The organism is Robertmurraya korlensis NBRC 107688 (assembly GCF_001591645.1).
GTDB lineage: Bacteria > Bacillota > Bacilli > Bacillales > Cytobacillaceae > Robertmurraya_A.
On record NZ_BCVH01000006.1, the window covers coordinates 53,139 to 69,199 of the forward strand.

At 37.9% G+C, this 16,061-nt stretch carries 15 protein-coding genes; all 15 read left to right on the forward strand.

Features of this window, described 5'->3' with window-relative positions; all coding sequences use genetic code 11:
* Nucleotides 1-124: 124 nt before the first annotated feature.
* The 15 genes from BKO01S_RS10465 (at nucleotide 125) to sigG (ending at nucleotide 15,843) form a co-directional block, all read left to right on the forward strand.
* Nucleotides 125-1,594 (forward strand): UDP-N-acetylmuramoyl-L-alanyl-D-glutamate--2,6-diaminopimelate ligase, encoded by a 1,470-nt coding sequence (locus tag BKO01S_RS10465; protein ID WP_066053472.1) that lies wholly within the window; start codon nucleotides 125-127, stop codon nucleotides 1,592-1,594.
* A 147-nt stretch (nucleotides 1,595-1,741) separates the two neighbouring features.
* Nucleotides 1,742-2,716: a phospho-N-acetylmuramoyl-pentapeptide-transferase gene (gene mraY, locus BKO01S_RS10470; RefSeq protein WP_066052977.1), complete on the forward strand. Its 975-nt coding sequence runs from the start codon at nucleotides 1,742-1,744 to the stop codon at nucleotides 2,714-2,716.
* Nucleotides 2,717-4,069, forward strand: coding sequence for a UDP-N-acetylmuramoyl-L-alanine--D-glutamate ligase (gene murD / locus BKO01S_RS10475; protein ID WP_066052980.1), 1,353 nt, complete (start codon nucleotides 2,717-2,719; stop codon nucleotides 4,067-4,069).
* A 99-nt stretch (nucleotides 4,070-4,168) separates the two neighbouring features.
* Nucleotides 4,169-5,269, forward strand: a complete 1,101-nt coding sequence (gene spoVE / locus BKO01S_RS10480; protein ID WP_066052983.1) for a stage V sporulation protein E — start codon at nucleotides 4,169-4,171, stop codon at nucleotides 5,267-5,269.
* A gap of 203 nt (nucleotides 5,270-5,472) precedes the next feature.
* Nucleotides 5,473-6,579 carry an undecaprenyldiphospho-muramoylpentapeptide beta-N-acetylglucosaminyltransferase gene (gene murG, locus BKO01S_RS10485; RefSeq protein ID WP_066052986.1) on the forward strand — a complete coding sequence of 369 codons (1,107 nt, stop codon included), beginning with the start codon at nucleotides 5,473-5,475 and terminating at the stop codon, nucleotides 6,577-6,579.
* A gap of 82 nt (nucleotides 6,580-6,661) precedes the next feature.
* Complete coding sequence (murB, locus tag BKO01S_RS10490; RefSeq protein WP_066052989.1) at nucleotides 6,662-7,570, forward strand: UDP-N-acetylmuramate dehydrogenase; 909 nt, start codon at nucleotides 6,662-6,664, stop codon at nucleotides 7,568-7,570.
* A 160-nt stretch (nucleotides 7,571-7,730) separates the two neighbouring features.
* Nucleotides 7,731-8,525 carry a cell division protein FtsQ/DivIB gene (locus tag BKO01S_RS10495; RefSeq protein ID WP_369690994.1) on the forward strand — a complete coding sequence of 265 codons (795 nt, stop codon included), beginning with the start codon at nucleotides 7,731-7,733 and terminating at the stop codon, nucleotides 8,523-8,525.
* Nucleotides 8,503-9,204, forward strand: coding sequence for a DUF881 domain-containing protein (locus BKO01S_RS10500; RefSeq protein WP_066052994.1), 702 nt, complete (start codon nucleotides 8,503-8,505; stop codon nucleotides 9,202-9,204). Before BKO01S_RS10495 ends, BKO01S_RS10500 begins: the two co-directional genes overlap by 23 nt.
* A gap of 53 nt (nucleotides 9,205-9,257) precedes the next feature.
* Entirely contained in the window at nucleotides 9,258-9,986 is a 729-nt protein-coding gene (locus tag BKO01S_RS10505) for a DUF881 domain-containing protein (protein ID WP_066052997.1), read from the forward strand.
* Between the two features lies 1 nt (nucleotide 9,987).
* A complete protein-coding gene (locus tag BKO01S_RS10510; protein WP_066053000.1) occupies nucleotides 9,988-10,338 on the forward strand; it encodes a small basic family protein in 351 nt (116 codons plus the stop codon).
* Nucleotides 10,339-10,467: 129 nt separating this feature from the next.
* Nucleotides 10,468-11,751 (forward strand): cell division protein FtsA, encoded by a 1,284-nt coding sequence (ftsA, locus tag BKO01S_RS10515; RefSeq protein WP_066053001.1) that lies wholly within the window; start codon nucleotides 10,468-10,470, stop codon nucleotides 11,749-11,751.
* 51 nt (nucleotides 11,752-11,802) lie between these two features.
* Nucleotides 11,803-12,951: a cell division protein FtsZ gene (ftsZ, locus tag BKO01S_RS10520; protein WP_066053004.1), complete on the forward strand. Its 1,149-nt coding sequence runs from the start codon at nucleotides 11,803-11,805 to the stop codon at nucleotides 12,949-12,951.
* Nucleotides 12,952-13,187: 236 nt separating this feature from the next.
* Nucleotides 13,188-14,126 (forward strand): sigma-E processing peptidase SpoIIGA, encoded by a 939-nt coding sequence (spoIIGA, locus tag BKO01S_RS10525; protein ID WP_066053006.1) that lies wholly within the window; start codon nucleotides 13,188-13,190, stop codon nucleotides 14,124-14,126.
* A gap of 44 nt (nucleotides 14,127-14,170) precedes the next feature.
* Complete coding sequence (gene sigE, locus BKO01S_RS10530; protein WP_066053008.1) at nucleotides 14,171-14,890, forward strand: RNA polymerase sporulation sigma factor SigE; 720 nt, start codon at nucleotides 14,171-14,173, stop codon at nucleotides 14,888-14,890.
* A 173-nt stretch (nucleotides 14,891-15,063) separates the two neighbouring features.
* On the forward strand, nucleotides 15,064-15,843 hold the full coding sequence (gene sigG / locus BKO01S_RS10535) for an RNA polymerase sporulation sigma factor SigG (RefSeq protein ID WP_066053011.1): 780 nt from the start codon (nucleotides 15,064-15,066) through the stop codon (nucleotides 15,841-15,843).
* The last annotated feature ends 218 nt before the right edge of the window (nucleotides 15,844-16,061 follow it).

Here is a 16,061-nt window from a genome sequence, read left to right on the forward strand (position 1 = left end):
GTTTTTTTCGCCGTCTTTTCAAAATGATCTATTATAGAATAGCGAAAAAGGATAACATCATGTAAAATAGATGGCGCATGCGTTTTTTGGGGAAATAGGTTAAATCATGAGAGGATTTGAGGACATGAAATTACATACACTGGTCAATCACCTTCAACCACTTGTTCCTTTCGACGGTGAAAATCCAGATATATTACACATACATAATGACAATCGGAAGGTATCAGAGGGTAGTTTATTTATTTGTATAAAAGGCTTTACAGTTGATGGCCATGACTTTGCAGAGAATGCGGTGAAGTCTGGGGCTGTTGCAATTGTAGCAGAAAGACCGTTACAAGTTAATGTACCTGTCGTAATAGTTAAAGATTCAAAACGTGCAATGGCTGTGATTGCAGATGCATTTTATAATCAACCAAGTCAACAAATGAAAGTTGTTGGGATCACGGGGACAAATGGGAAAACAACAACCAGTCATATTATCGATCATATTTTAATAGAGGCAGGAAAGAAAACGGGGCTTATCGGGACGATGTATACGAAAATTGGCGAAGATGTCCTTGAAACAAAAAATACTACGCCTGAGAGCTTAACTTTACAAAACATCTTTTATCAAATGGTCGAAAAGCAAATAGATTGTGTTGTTATGGAGGTCTCCTCTCATGCGTTAGTAGAAGGAAGAGTTCATGGTACAGACTTTGATGTGGCTGTGTTTACAAATTTATCACAGGATCATCTAGATTTTCACGGTTCCATGGAGGAGTATCAAAGAGCAAAAGGTTTATTGTTTGCTCAGCTAGGGAATAAATTTACACTTAATCAACCGAAATATGCCGTGTTAAATGCAGATGATAAAGCCAGTGAGCAGTACGCACATTCCACTTCCGCACATATCTTAACATATGGCATTCAACATGATGCAGATATTAAAGCAACAAATATATCAATGTCTGCAAAAGGTACCTCTTTTCTATTGGTTACACCAATCGGGTCTTCTAATGTGACCATCAAACTTGTTGGGAAATTTAATGTGTATAATGTCCTCGCCGGCATTGGTGCAGCAATAGCCCTTGGAATTCCATTAACAGTCATAACAGATGCTTTACGCTTAATGGAAGGTGTAGCAGGACGATTTGAACTTGTCGATGCAGGGCAGGACTTTACCGTTATTGTGGATTATTCGCATACACCAGATAGTCTGCAGAATGCACTGGAGACAATCAAAGAGTTTGCGGTAGCTAAGACTCATGTGGTTGTTGGGTGCGGTGGGGACCGTGACCGTTCAAAAAGACCCCTGATGGCAAAAATCGCTTGTGATTATGCTAGTGAAGCCATTTTCACTTCTGATAATCCAAGAAGTGAGGACCCACTTGCAATATTAAAAGAGATGGAAACAGGGGTTGTAGGAAGACAATATAAAGTGATTGAAAATCGTAAGCAGGCAATATATGAAGCGATTAATCAAGCAGAAAAAGATGATATTATCCTTATAGCTGGAAAGGGTCATGAAACCTATCAGCAAATTGGAAAGGATACTTACCATTTTGACGATCGAATCGTTGCGAAGGATGCCATTTTAGAAAAAAATAAAGCGTAAAGCAAGAAAGGCTAGAATTTACATGATATTAAACAAATTTTCACAAGAAAAGCTTCTGAATACGAAGGAACAAACATATGATATTGCTGTACTACATAAACAGCTTATTCATACTAGTGTTTCCGTAATGGAAAAAGTGGGGGGAAAGTGATGGAGCAAGTTATTTTATTCACAATAATAGTGGGATTTCTCATTTCGGTCATCCTATCCCCAATTTTGATTCCGTTTTTAAGAAGGTTGAAATTCGGACAAAGCATTAGAGAAGAAGGACCTAAATCTCATCAAAAGAAATCAGGTACACCAACGATGGGTGGAACGATGATACTATTATCTATCGTCGTTACGACTATTGTGATGACAACAAAGTATTCGGAGCTTTCCGTACAAACATATTTACTACTCTTTGTAACAATAGGGTTTGGTCTTTTAGGATTTTTAGATGATTTTATTAAAGTTGTCATGAAAAGAAACTTAGGATTAACCTCTAAACAAAAGCTATTTGGACAAATCGTCATTTCATTTATTTTTTATTTTATTTTAAGACAAAATGAATTTTCAACAACAGTTTCCATTCCGTTAACCGAAATTAGTTTTGATCTTGGTTGGTTTTATGTATTTTTTATCATTTTCTGGTTGGTTGGGTTTTCAAACGCGGTTAATTTAACAGATGGTTTAGATGGCCTCGTTTCGGGAACGGCAGCCATTGCCTTTGGAGCTTTTGCTGTACTGTCTTGGAACCAGGGGGAATATGATGTAGCCATTTTCTCCTTAGCAGTTGTTGGTGCTGTTCTAGGCTTCCTTGTCTTTAATGCACACCCTGCTAAAGTGTTTATGGGAGACACGGGATCCCTTGCGCTAGGAGGAGCAATAGCTACTATTGCAATCTTAACTAAGTTAGAAATTCTGCTAATCATCATCGGAGGAATATTTGTCGTTGAAACATTGTCAGTCATCCTACAGGTAATTTCTTTTAAAACGACTGGAAGACGAATTTTCCGAATGAGCCCCCTACATCACCATTACGAATTAATTGGATGGTCCGAATGGAGAGTAGTTGTCACGTTCTGGACAGTTGGGTTATTATGTGCAGTATTAGGAATTTATATTGAGGTGTGGTTGTAATTGAGAGATATTAAAAAGTATATTCATAAAAAGGTACTTGTACTAGGTTTAGCAAAGAGTGGGGTCGGTGCAGCAAATTTGTTGCACCGATTAGGTGCGTTTGTCACCGTTAATGATAAAAAGCCTTTGTCTGAAAATCCTGAAGCTCAAGGGCTGCTTGAACAAGGAATTACAGTTATTTGTGGAAATCATCCAGTTGAGCTTTTAGATGAAGGGTTTGAACTAATTGTAAAAAATCCAGGTATTCCATACCATAATGAAATGATTCAAGCCGCCATTGAAAAAGGAATTCCGGTTATTACAGAGGTTGAGCTTGCGTATCAAATTTCTGAGGCACCTTTTATAGCTATTACAGGTACGAATGGAAAAACCACAACAACTACCCTTATTTTTGAAATGTTAAAGGCGGGCAACAAAGCCCCTCTAATTGCGGGGAACATTGGAACAGTTGCGTCGGAAGTAGCTCAGGAGGCTACATCTGATAATACAATTGTAATTGAATTATCGTCGTTTCAGCTAATGGGGATATCGTCGTTTAAGCCGAAAATTGCCGTGCTTACCAATCTTTATGATGCTCACTTAGATTATCATGGTACACGTGGAGAGTATTGGGGTGCAAAAGCAAATATAACAAAAAACCAAACAGAAGAGGATTACTTTATCTTTAATGGAGATCAAGATAGTACATTCGAAATAGGTCAAAGCAGCAATGCTGTCTCTATTCCTTTTTCTACAAAACAATCTCAACCTAACGGTGCCTATGTTACCGATGATTATTTGTACTTTAAAAATGAAAAAATAATGGCGCTTACTGACATTGTTTTACCAGGGGCACATAATCTAGAAAACATCCTTTCAGCGGTAGCTGCTGCTAAGCTAACAAATGTTTCTAACGAAGCAATTGTTGAGGTATTAACAACCTTTACTGGGGTTAAGCATCGTCTTCAATATATTGGTGAGATAGAAGGACGCAAGTTTTATAATGACTCAAAGGCGACGAATATTTTAGCAACGGAAAAGGCTTTAACCGCATTTAAAGCTCCTATTGTATTACTTGCAGGAGGACTGGATCGCGGAAATGGGTTTGACGAGCTAATTCCTGTCTTACACAATGTGAAAACGGTTGTCACATTTGGACAAACGGCTCCTAAAATCGAGGAGGCTGCACGAGAGGCAGGAATAAAAACAATTGTCCGTGTCGATAATGTGGAAAAAGCCGTACCTGTTGCCTTTACACACTCAAGTCCAGGAGATGTGATTCTTTTATCACCTGCATGTGCTAGCTGGGATCAATATAAAACTTTTGAGGTTAGAGGAGACATTTTTATTAATGCGGTGCATAAGCTTAAGTAAGGGCTTGTCTTATGAAGAAACTTATTTGAAGGTGATGGTTTCTAAATAAGGCGCAATCCTCACTGTAAGCCCTAAAACTTGCATTCGAGGTGTGTTCTTTTGCCGACTAAAAAAGCTACTCCAGACCTAATATTAATGATTGTAACTTTTACCCTATTAGCGACCGGATTAATTATGGTTTATAGTGCTAGTGCCATCTGGGCTGACTATAAATTTGATGATTCCTTTTATTTTGCTAAGCGACAAATGTTGTTTGCTGGGGTCGGAATTGTGGCCATGTTCTTCATAATGAATGTTGATTATTGGACGTGGAGAACTTTTGCCAAAATGATTATTATCATCTGCTTTGTGCTTCTTGTTCTCGTTCTCATTCCTGGGATAGGGAATGTAAGAAACGGTTCTCGAAGCTGGATTGGGGTTGGTGCCTTTTCTATTCAGCCTTCAGAATTTATGAAGCTCGCAATGATTGCCTTTTTAGCTAAGTTTCTTTCAGAAAATCAAAAAAAGATTACTTCTTTTAGAAAAGGTCTTATGCCATCCCTTGGGTTAGTATTTCTTGCATTTGGTATGATTATGCTACAACCGGATTTAGGGACTGGAACGGTAATGGTTGGAACGTCTGTTGTCATGATTTTTATCGCTGGTGCAAGAATTGGCCATTTTGTTGGCTTAGGAATGTTAGGAGTTATTGGGTTCGTTGGTCTAGTCATATCAGCCCCTTACAGGATTAAGAGGATCACATCCTTTTTAGATCCGTGGGAGGACCCACTCGGGAGCGGCTTTCAAATTATTCAATCACTATATGCAATCGGACCAGGTGGATTATTTGGTTTAGGTTTAGGACAAAGTAGACAAAAATTCTTTTATTTACCTGAACCCCAAACCGATTTCATCTTTGCCATTTTGGCGGAGGAATTGGGTTTTATTGGAGGATCCTTTGTTCTCCTTCTATTCGCTTTATTATTGTGGCGTGGAATTCGGATTGCTTTAGGTGCTCCAGATTTGTTCGGTAGTTTCTTATCGGTGGGAATTGTCGCAATGGTTGCTATTCAAGTAATGATTAATGTGGGTGTGGTTACAGGACTGATGCCGGTTACTGGAATTACTCTTCCGTTTCTGAGTTATGGAGGGTCTTCGCTAACACTCATGCTTATGGCCATAGGGGTGCTACTAAACGTTAGTAAACACTCAAAATTATGAGATAGGCTAGAGAACCCTGTTATTAGCACAGGGTTTTCTTCTATTTTTTTATTACATTTAGATGACAATCGTTCGTTGTTTTTCGATTTGTCGTTTGAAATATAGTAAAATGGGGTAAAACGTGAGGGTGATTTTTTTCAGATTACATCATGACTATCACCTTTGAATGGTTGATTTTTCAACGTTAAGGAGAGTGGAAAGAATTGCGAATTGTTGTAAGTGGTGGTGGAACCGGTGGACATATATATCCGGCTCTTGCCCTTATTAGAGAGATACAAAAGGAACATAAAAATGCTGAATTCTTATATATCGGTACTGAAAAAGGATTAGAGAACACCATTGTTAGAAGAGAAAATATTCCTTTTCAGTCTATACATATTACAGGGTTTAAAAGAAAGCTATCCATTGATAATGTAAAAACCGTAATTAGATTTTTAAAAGGTGTTCAAAAAAGTAAGCAATATATAAAAGACTTTAAAGCAGATGTGGTCATTGGAACGGGTGGTTACGTATGTGGCCCTGTTGTTTACGCTGCTTCTAAGCTTGGCATTCCAACGATTATTCATGAGCAAAATAGTGTGCCAGGATTAACGAATAAGTTTTTAAGTCGTTATGTCGATAAAGTTGCTATTTGTTTTCAAGAAGCCAAAAGCTATTTTCCACAAGAAAAGGTTGAGCTTACTGGAAATCCAAGAGCATCAGAAGTATTAAATCAGGATGGAATTAAGGGCAAATTATCTGTTGGTTTAAAAACGAATGTCCCATCAGTGCTTGTAGTAGGGGGAAGTCGTGGAGCGAGACCAATAAATGAAGCGATCTTAAAATCATTATCAGTCCTGAGTGAAAAGCCTTATCAAGTATTGTACGTAACAGGAGAGGTGCATTACGAGGAAGTGCTTAAAGAAGTAGAACTAGTTGGGAGCCCAGAGAACGTCATTGTAAAACCTTTTATTCATAATATGCCAGAAGTGCTGGCTGGAATGGATTTAATTGTTGCTCGTGCAGGTGCAACTACGTTAGCTGAATTGACATCCCTAGGGGTACCAAGCATTCTAGTTCCAAGTCCATATGTGACAAACAATCATCAGGAAAAAAATGCTCGTGCTTTAAGTGACCATGGTGCTGCAATTTTAATGCTTGAAAAAGACTTAACAGCAAACAAATTAATCGAACAAATGGATTCACTATTACTTCAAAAGGAAAGCTTAAAAGAAATGAAGCAAGCAGCCTATAAACTAGGGATTCGTGATGCGGCTGGAAGACTGTATCGATTAATGGAGACGTTATTAAAAGAAAAAAACAGTCGATAGATGAGAATGATTCCTTCGTTTGTAGCCTAGGTTTGCTACCATGCATAAGATAAAATAACTCCGACTGAAAGGGGAGGTAGAAATGATCGGATTAGCTGAAGAATTAAAGCAGTCGATGATAGGTACGGTAAAAGAAAATGAGCCAATGGCGAATCATACAACCATTAAGATTGGTGGTCCTGCAGAACTTTTTGTAGAACCGACATCTGTAGAAAATTTAGAAAAAACAATGAAACTGATCCAAAAGTATAAGGCACAGTGGATTGCTATTGGAAGAGGTTCTAACTTACTTGTTTCTGATAGAGGAATTTCAGGTGTTGTCATTAAGCTTGGCTCTGGATTAGATAAGGTTGAAATGAACGGTACCACACTTACAGTTGGCGGTGGTCACTCGCTGGTTAGCCTAGCAACTTCCATTAGTAGAAAAGGGTTTTCTGGGTTGGAGTTTGCCAGTGGAATTCCTGGATCTGTCGGCGGGGCAGTGTTCATGAATGCAGGAGCACATGGTTCGGATATTTCAAATATACTAGACAAAGCACTTGTATTCTTTGAAGATGGAAAGCTAGAATGGGTATCGAATGAGGAAATGGAATTTTCTTATCGTACCTCTGTTCTGCAAAAAAAACGTCCAGGAGTAGTTGTTGAAGCAGTTTTCTCTTTGGAAGAGGGGAACAAGGATTCTATTTTTAGCGAGATGCAAAAAAATAAAGATTACAGAAAAGAAACACAGCCATGGAATTTTCCATGTGCAGGTAGTATCTTCCGTAATCCACTTCCAAATTATGCAGGTAAGTTGATTGAGGTAGCAGGCTTAAAAGGGTACCAAATTGGTGGGGCGAAAATCTCTGAAATGCATGGAAACTTTATCGTAAATACAGGAAATGCAAAGGCGGACGATGTTTTACAGTTAATTCAGCATGTCAAGGACACGATATATGACTTGTATGAAGTAAAAATGGAAACAGAAGTTGAAATAATAGGAATAAAATAGGATGATTGTCCCCCTTACAAAGTAGTAGTCTGTGATATAATAAATACTTGGGAAATTACTTATTACCTAAAAAAAAACGGCATGATTTCTCGTGCCGTTGTTTTTCACTTTTAAAATCAATTCGTATTTAGTCTTTTAAAAAATATTTGCTTATCGTGAGGTGATTGGATTGGATCAGGGGAAAATAGTTTCGATTGAAGAACGGATTCCCAAATTGAAACAACAAAGACGAAAAAAGGCTAATAGAAGACTTGTCACTTTATTAAGTTTATTCTTCTTGTTAATCGTTTGTGTCGTTTATTTCCAATCACCTCTAAGTCATATTAAAAAGATAAGTGTCAGAGGTAATGACTTATATAAGGTCGAGCATCTAGTGAAGTCCAGTGGCTTGTCCACTGGTATGAACATATGGAAACTCGATAAAAAGCGAGTAGAAAAGGAAATAGAAGAACTTCCGGAAATAAAATCAGCAACTGTAGAATGGTCATTCCCTAATAATGTATTAATAACTGTAAAGGAATATGATCGGATTGCTGTTATTGCTAAAGATAATTCATTTATTCCCGTTTTGGAAAATGGTGAAATATTGGAAGCTGAAGGAAGCTCAAATACTCTTTCTAATGCCCCAATATTAATTGGTTTTACAGAGGGGGAGATACTTGAAGAAATGGTTAGTAGCCTGAAAGAGCTCCCATTTGAAATCCTTTACTCTATTTCAGAAGTAAACTATACGCCAAAAGATACGGATCGCTTCCATATCTCTTTGTACATGAATGATGGAAACGAAGTAAGTGCATCTTTAAGGAGTTTTTCAGAAAAAATGATACACTACCCTTCCATCGTTAGTCAGTTAGATCCGTCACAAAAGGGAATTATTGATTTAGAGGTTGGTTCGTATTTTAAATTATACGAATCAGGAGGAGTTGAAACAAGTGAAGAAGAGGGTGAAGGGTAAACATGTTATCCTCTCGTTAGTTTTCCTTGTGTTAGGATATATGGTGTCTTTTTCTTATCACTTAACTAAACAGGAAAATGCACAAAATACGATATCGGACAAGCAATGGAATCGAGATTTAGAACTGCGCAATCAGTTGATAGCTCAGGAAGAAAGAAACCGAGAGCTTCAAAATGAGTTGAAGGAAAAGCAAGATAAAATTGTCGAGTTTGAAGAGGAATTGGCCAAGGAAGAACAAGTTTTCTTCAACCTTGCGGAAGATGCAGAAAAATATCGTATGTATGTAGGGAAAGTCAAGGTAAAAGGAAAGGGAGTAGAAGTGTCTCTTGCTGATGGTGACTATAATCCTAAGGAAGAAAACATTAATAACTATATTGTTCATGAGCATCATGTCTTTAAGGTAATTAATGAGTTATATATATCAGGCGCTGCAGCCATTGCGATTAATGGGCAAAGGCTCACACATAATTCCTATATTCTTTGCAATGGCCCAGTGATTGAAGTGGATGGATTTCAACATCCTGCTCCATTCGTTATTACAGCTATTGGTGACCCTGAGGTAATGACATCTGCCTTGAATTTAACTGGTGGAATTAAAGATATGCTTGTAAGTGACAATATTGAAGTAACGATTGAGAAAAAAGAAGAAGTTATTTTAGATCCACTTTTAGGTACTTAACATATTTGCAAGTTTTGTCCACAAATATTTGTAGAAAGCTAGGTGATTATCACGTGGACAGAAGGAACATTAATAGCTTGGTGATCATCGGTGTGATTGTCGGCTTCATGCTAGCTATACAGTTCCAAACGGTCTCTAAGCCAGAAATCCGAGATACAAGGGATACTTGGCAGCTTCGTGAAGATTTAGTGAAGGAAAAGGAGCTCCAATCTCGACTTATTCAAGAAATTCGTTCTAATGAAGAAAAATTGAACGAATATGAAACGGAAAGGGAACAAGGCAAAGAAACAACGTTAAGGAACACTCTAGAGGAATTAAAGGAAGAAGCAGGGCTTACGGAGTTGACTGGCCCAGGTTTGACTATTTACATAGAACAATTAAATGAAGAATTAATTTTAGGAACTTCAGGTGCAACGTTATCAGCAGATCTTCTAGAACGTCTCCTTAATGAATTAAATATGTATGGTGCAGAACATGTATCGGTCGCAGGTCAAAGAGTGATCAATACTACTGTGATCCGTGATATAAATGGAGAAACGAAGATAAACGGGCGTTCATTAACGAAATTTCCGATAGAAATCATCGTTTTAACAAAGGATTTTACAGTTGCAGAAAAGCTATACAATCGAATGCAGGTCTCTAAATCAGCGGAAGAGTTCTTTATTGATAATCTAACAGTTACCTTAAAGAAACCTGAGCTTTCCGTTACTGTACCAGCCTTTGAAGATTCGATTCGTATTAGAGGTATGGAACAAGTAAAATCTGACAAAGGAGGTAGTTAATATGTGGCTTCCCCTTTTAGGATTAATAATTGGAGTCGTCCTAGGTTTAATGACTGATATATCTGTTCCAGAGGAATATTCTAATTATCTGTCCATCGCAGTATTAGCTGCGCTAGATACCCTGTTCGGAGGGATTAGGGCGCATCTACAGAATATATATGACGAGAAGGTTTTTGTTTCCGGTTTTTTCTTTAATATTATTCTTGCTGCAAGTTTAGCTTTTCTAGGTGTTCATCTTGGTGTAGACTTGTATTTAGCAGCAGTTTTTGCCTTTGGAGTAAGGCTATTTCAAAATATAGCAGTTATTCGGAGAATTCTGCTAACAAAATGGTCCACAAATAAAGAAAAATAGAAAAAAATTGTATATTTTAAAAGGGAATATATTAACTTTGCCGAATAATTTTATAGATACCATATTATACGGTCTTTAAAATCGGGATTGTTGTTCAATTTTTTGAATTGTTAAAGGAGGTGCCAAAGAATGAACAGCAATGAGATATATGTAAGTCTTGACATCGGTACATCCAGTGTAAAAGTGATTATTGGGGAAATGGTCAATGACTCTTTAAATATTATTGGTGTTGGCAATGTTAAATCCGAAGGACTCAGAAAAGGATCCATTGTTGATATAGATGAAACCGTTCATTCTATTAGAAAGGCAATAGAACAAGCTGAGAGAATGATAGGCATGGAAATTAATAAGGTAATTGTTGGTGTTACTGGAAATCATGTAATGTTACAGCCATGCCACGGTGTAGTAGCTGTATCAAGTGAAAACCGTGAAATTACCAACGACGATGTTGCTAGAGTAATTGATGCAGCACAGGTTATATCTATTCCTCCAGAACGTGAAATTATTGATGTCATTCCAAAGCAATTTATTGTCGATGGACTAGATGAAATTAATGACCCACGGGGAATGATAGGTGTAAGGCTTGAAATGGAAGGAACGATTATTACAGGTTCTAAGACGATTTTACATAATACTCTTCGATGCGTAGAACGTTCTGGATTAGAAATCCTTGATATTACTCTCCAACCACTAGCTTCTGGTGCTTTTGCTCTCTCTAAGGATGAGAAAAACTTAGGGGTGGCACTCGTTGATATTGGTGGGGGTTCAACAACCATTAGTGTATTTGAACAAGGATTTTTACGAGCAACAAGTGTACTTCCTGTTGGTGGAGACCATATAACAAAAGATATCTCGATTGGTCTTCGTACCTCTACTGAGGATGCTGAAAAAATAAAAACAAAACATGGACATGCATTTTATGACCATGCTTCTGAGGAAGAGGTTTTTAGCGTTCCGATTATTGGAAGTGACCAGCATCAACAATTTAACCAGCTTGAAGTTTCTGATATTATTGAAGCAAGAATGGAAGAAATTTTCGACCTTATCCAAAATGAAATTAGACGTTTGGGCATTCGTGATTTACCTGGTGGATATGTGTTGTCAGGTGGAGTTGCAAACACCCAAGGAATTCTTGAATTAGCTCAAGTGGTTTTCCAAAACCGAGTACGTATCGCCATTCCGGATTATATTGGAGTGCGTGAGCCGCAATACACGACTGCTGTCGGTTTAATAAAATTCGCTTATAAAAACGCTAAAATACAAGGTCGGTCTATTGGTAACAGTACGGCTGCTGGGGAAACAAAGGAAAAAAGAGTTCAAAAGCAGCCACAACCAAAAGCAAAGCCGGACAAGCAGCCGGAAGAAAAAATGACATCACGAGTGAAAAAATTCCTTGGTTACTTTTTTGAATAGTGTTTTCAATTGACCGCTACCGGGAATATCGACGAATTAGGAGGATACGTCATGTTGGAATTTGATACAAATTTAGATTCATTGGCAACTATAAAAGTAATCGGCGTAGGTGGAGGCGGAAATAATGCTGTTAATCGTATGATTGAGCATGGCGTCCAGGGTGTCGAATTTATTGCGGTAAATACAGATGCGCAGGCATTGAATTTATCGAAGGCAGAAACAAGAATGCAAATTGGGGGAAAGCTTACTCGTGGTCTTGGAGCAGGAGCAAACCCAGAAGTAGGTAAGAAGGCAGCTGAAGAAAGCAGAGAACAAATTGAGGAAGTCTTAGCTGGAGCGGATATGGTTTTCGTTACAGCTGGTATGGGTGGCGGAACTGGAACAGGTGCAGCACCAGTAATTGCTCAAATTGCTCGTGATTTAGGAGCATTAACAGTAGGTGTTGTAACAAGACCATTTACGTTTGAAGGTCGAAAGCGTTCGACACAAGCTCAAGGTGGTATTTCTTCCATGAAGGAAGCGGTTGATACACTAATCGTAATTCCAAATGATCGTCTACTTGAAATTGTAGATAAGAGTACTCCAATGCTTGAAGCTTTCCGAGAGGCTGACAACGTACTTCGTCAAGGGGTTCAAGGTATTTCTGACCTTATTGCAACACCAGGTCTAATTAACCTTGACTTCGCAGATGTGAAGACAATTATGTCTAATAAAGGTTCTGCACTTATGGGGATTGGTGTGGCTGCAGGGGAAAACCGTGCAACAGAAGCAGCGAAAAAAGCAATTTCTTCTCCGCTTCTTGAAAAGTCCATTGATGGAGCTCAAGGGGTATTGATGAACATCACTGGTGGTTCAAACCTAAGCCTTTATGAAGTTCAGGAGGCAGCAGATATCGTAGCTTCTGCATCTGACCAAGAAGTGAACATGATCTTCGGTTCAGTAATCAATGATAATCTGAAGGATGAAATTGTCGTAACAGTTATTGCGACTGGATTCAATGAAGACATTTCTCAACCTAAACCAGCAAATCGTCCTGGATTTGGGCAACCAAAACCATCAGCAACGCAAACAAAGCCACAAAGAGAAGTCATTCGCGAAGAGGAGTACAATGAACCTGTACGTCCATCGACTTCTCATAATAGCAGTGACGATACGCTAGATATTCCTACGTTTTTACGGAACCGAAATAGAAGACGTTAAACCTATTAACACAAAAAGCAGAATTCGACCAGAATTCTGCTTTTTATTTTCTATCAAGAGGAAAACCAGTTTTCCCAACCTGACATGAGAAATTTTGACAAAAAACGAAGGGATTTGTGAAAATCTCTTCTTTTTTGTGTACATAAAGTGACACACTTCCAACATCTATGTACGTTATACTTTTCCATAACAGAATAATAGATTGAAAAAGGAGAAACGAGCAAGGAGGAAATTCTTTGACACTTTATTTAGATGTGATTTGGCTGCTAAATCTCCTTTTCGATACATTACTTCTTTATTTAACTGCCATAATAGTAAAAAGAGAGTATAAGATTTGGAGACTGTTTGGTGGAGGACTTATTGGATCCTTCATTATTATATTGGCCTTTACTCCTTTTCAGAATTATTCTGGTCATCCTATCGTGAAATTAGCATTCTCTTTAGTGATGGTTCTTGTTACATTTGGATACAAGAGATTTCGTACATTCATCCGTACGACGATGACCTTTTATTTTGTTACCTTTCTAATAGGTGGGGCACTTATTGGAGTTCATTATTTCATTCAGTTTGATAATCAATTGACCTCCTCGGTGTTAATTGGAAGTGTAAAAGGCTTTGGTGATCCCATTAGTTGGTTTTTTATTCTTATAGGCTTTCCCATTGCATGGCATTTCTCAAGATCAAATATTGAACATTTTGAGATGACGAAAATTCAATTTGATCAAATGGTTTCTATTCATATCCAGATTGGAGATAGTAATTTCTCATGTAAAGGGCTTGTAGACAGTGGGAATCAGCTTTACGATCCTCTCACAAAAATGCCTGTTATGTTTGTCTCTGTCTATAATCAATTAGCGATGATTCCAGAATCGATAAGAATACTAGCTAGTGAAAAGGATGAAATAATTTATGGATCAGCCTCTCTGCCATCAGAATGGGAAAATAAGCTTCGTATTATCCCGTACAAAGTAGTTGGACAAGAGCATCAGCTTATTATCGCTATCAAACCAGATCAACTTCAAATTGAAATGGAAGAAAAAATGATACAAGTGGAAAAAGGATTAGTTTCCTTTACAACACAGCAGCTTTCCTCCGACGATACGTTCCAATGTATTGTTCACCCAAAGATGGTAACGGGTGTAGCAAAGGTGAAATCAGATGTAAAGGTAAGCTAATAATACTATACTCAGAAAAACATAATTTAGAAGGAGGACAACTCATGAAAAGTATAAAACTTCGACTTTCTTATTACTGGTATAAATTATTAATCAAGCTAGGGCTCAAGACAGATGAGGTCTTCTATATAGGTGGAAGTGAGGCATTACCTCCTCCTTTATCAAAAGAAGAAGAGGAAGTGTTGCTTCAAAAGCTTCCGAGCGGGGACAAGGCAGCAAGGTCCATTCTAATTGAGAGAAATTTACGTCTTGTTGTTTACATCGCAAGGAAGTTTGAGAATACAGGAATTAATATTGAGGATTTAATTAGCATCGGGACCATCGGTTTAATAAAAGCCGTTAACACCTTCAATCCGGAAAAGAAAATTAAGCTTGCTACATACGCATCAAGATGTATCGAAAATGAAATTCTCATGTACTTACGAAGAAATAATAAAATTCGTTCAGAGGTGTCCTTTGATGAACCACTAAATATTGACTGGGATGGGAATGAGCTCTTACTGTCCGATGTATTGGGAACGGAAGAAGATATAATTACGAAGGATCTAGAGGCCAATGTTGATAAAAAGCTATTATTGAAGGCCTTGCATCAGCTCAATGATCGTGAAAAACAAATCATGGAGCTTAGGTTTGGATTAGGTACGGGGGAGGAAAAGACGCAGAAGGACGTCGCTGATATGCTTGGTATTTCACAATCATATATTTCAAGGCTTGAAAAAAGAATTATTAAAAGACTGAAGAAAGAATTTAATAAAATGGTTTAAAAATTCTTCTTCAAAAGAAAAATTTTTTAAGCTAAAAATTATATGTAAATACCTTGTCCTAATTACATTTACAGGAAATTCTAAGTATGCATGTCCATTTTGGATGTGCATATTTTTCCTTCTCGGGGAGATACTGTTTTTTGTACAGCAGCTCCTGTGAGGAGGGAAAAGAATTGACTCGTAATAAAGTTGAAATTTGCGGTGTTGATACATCTAAGTTACCAGTTTTAAAAAATGAAGAAATGCGATTGCTCTTTAAAGAAATGCAAGCCGGGGACATAACAGCCCGAGAAAAGCTCGTGAATGGAAACTTACGACTAGTTTTGAGTGTCATTCAGCGATTTAACAATCGTGGAGAGTTTGTCGATGACCTGTTTCAAGTAGGGTGTATCGGGTTGATGAAATCAATTGACAATTTTGACCTAGGTCAAAACGTGAAATTCTCTACTTATGCTGTTCCAATGATAATTGGAGAAATCCGACGATACTTAAGAGATAATAATCCAATTCGTGTTTCTCGTTCGTTAAGAGATATTGCTTACAAGGCATTGCAGGTGCGGGAAAAACTAATGAGTGAAACGTCAAAGGAGCCGACAGCTGAAGAAATAGCAAAAGTACTAGATGTTTCTCATGAAGAAATCGTATTTGCTTTAGATGCAATCCAAGATCCCGTTTCGTTATTTGAACCAATATATAACGACGGAGGAGATCCCATTTATGTTATGGATCAACTAAGTGATGAACGTAACAAGGATGTACAATGGATTGAAGAGATTGCTTTAAAAGAAGGAATGAGACGCTTAAATGAAAGAGAAAAGCTCATCCTTAGAAAGCGATTCTTCCAAGGAAAAACTCAGATGGAAGTGGCTGATGAGATTGGAATCTCGCAAGCCCAAGTATCCAGATTAGAAAAAGCTGCTATCAAACAAATGAATAAGAACATACAAACATAAACAACCGAATATTCTCGGTAGTTTCAGACTGTAGACAAACTTGAGGGATTTCGAGTTTGCCTATGGTCTTTTTTATTTTAAAATATAGATAGGATTCAGTGTGGTTAGATTTCCACTCCGAGTGGCGCTTTCCGCGGGCTGGGCCGAGCCGCTTCCCTCGCTACGCTCAGTCTAGGGTCTCGACTGTCCCGTTTTTCCCACGGAAATCAAGCGCCCGG

Bases quoted from the DNA above. Each gene is read 5' to 3' on its own strand.
- ftsZ (WP_066053004.1), top strand. From the start codon at position 11,803: ATGTTGGAATTTGATACAAATTTAGATTCATTGGCAACTATAAAAGTA.
- BKO01S_RS10510 (WP_066053000.1), top strand. From the start codon at position 9,988: ATGTGGCTTCCCCTTTTAGGATTAATAATTGGAGTCGTCCTAGGTTTA.
- ftsA (WP_066053001.1), top strand. From the start codon at position 10,468: ATGAACAGCAATGAGATATATGTAAGTCTTGACATCGGTACATCCAGT.
- BKO01S_RS10465 (WP_066053472.1), top strand. From the start codon at position 125: ATGAAATTACATACACTGGTCAATCACCTTCAACCACTTGTTCCTTTC.
- murB (WP_066052989.1), top strand. From the start codon at position 6,662: ATGATCGGATTAGCTGAAGAATTAAAGCAGTCGATGATAGGTACGGTA.
- sigE (WP_066053008.1), top strand. From the start codon at position 14,171: ATGAAAAGTATAAAACTTCGACTTTCTTATTACTGGTATAAATTATTA.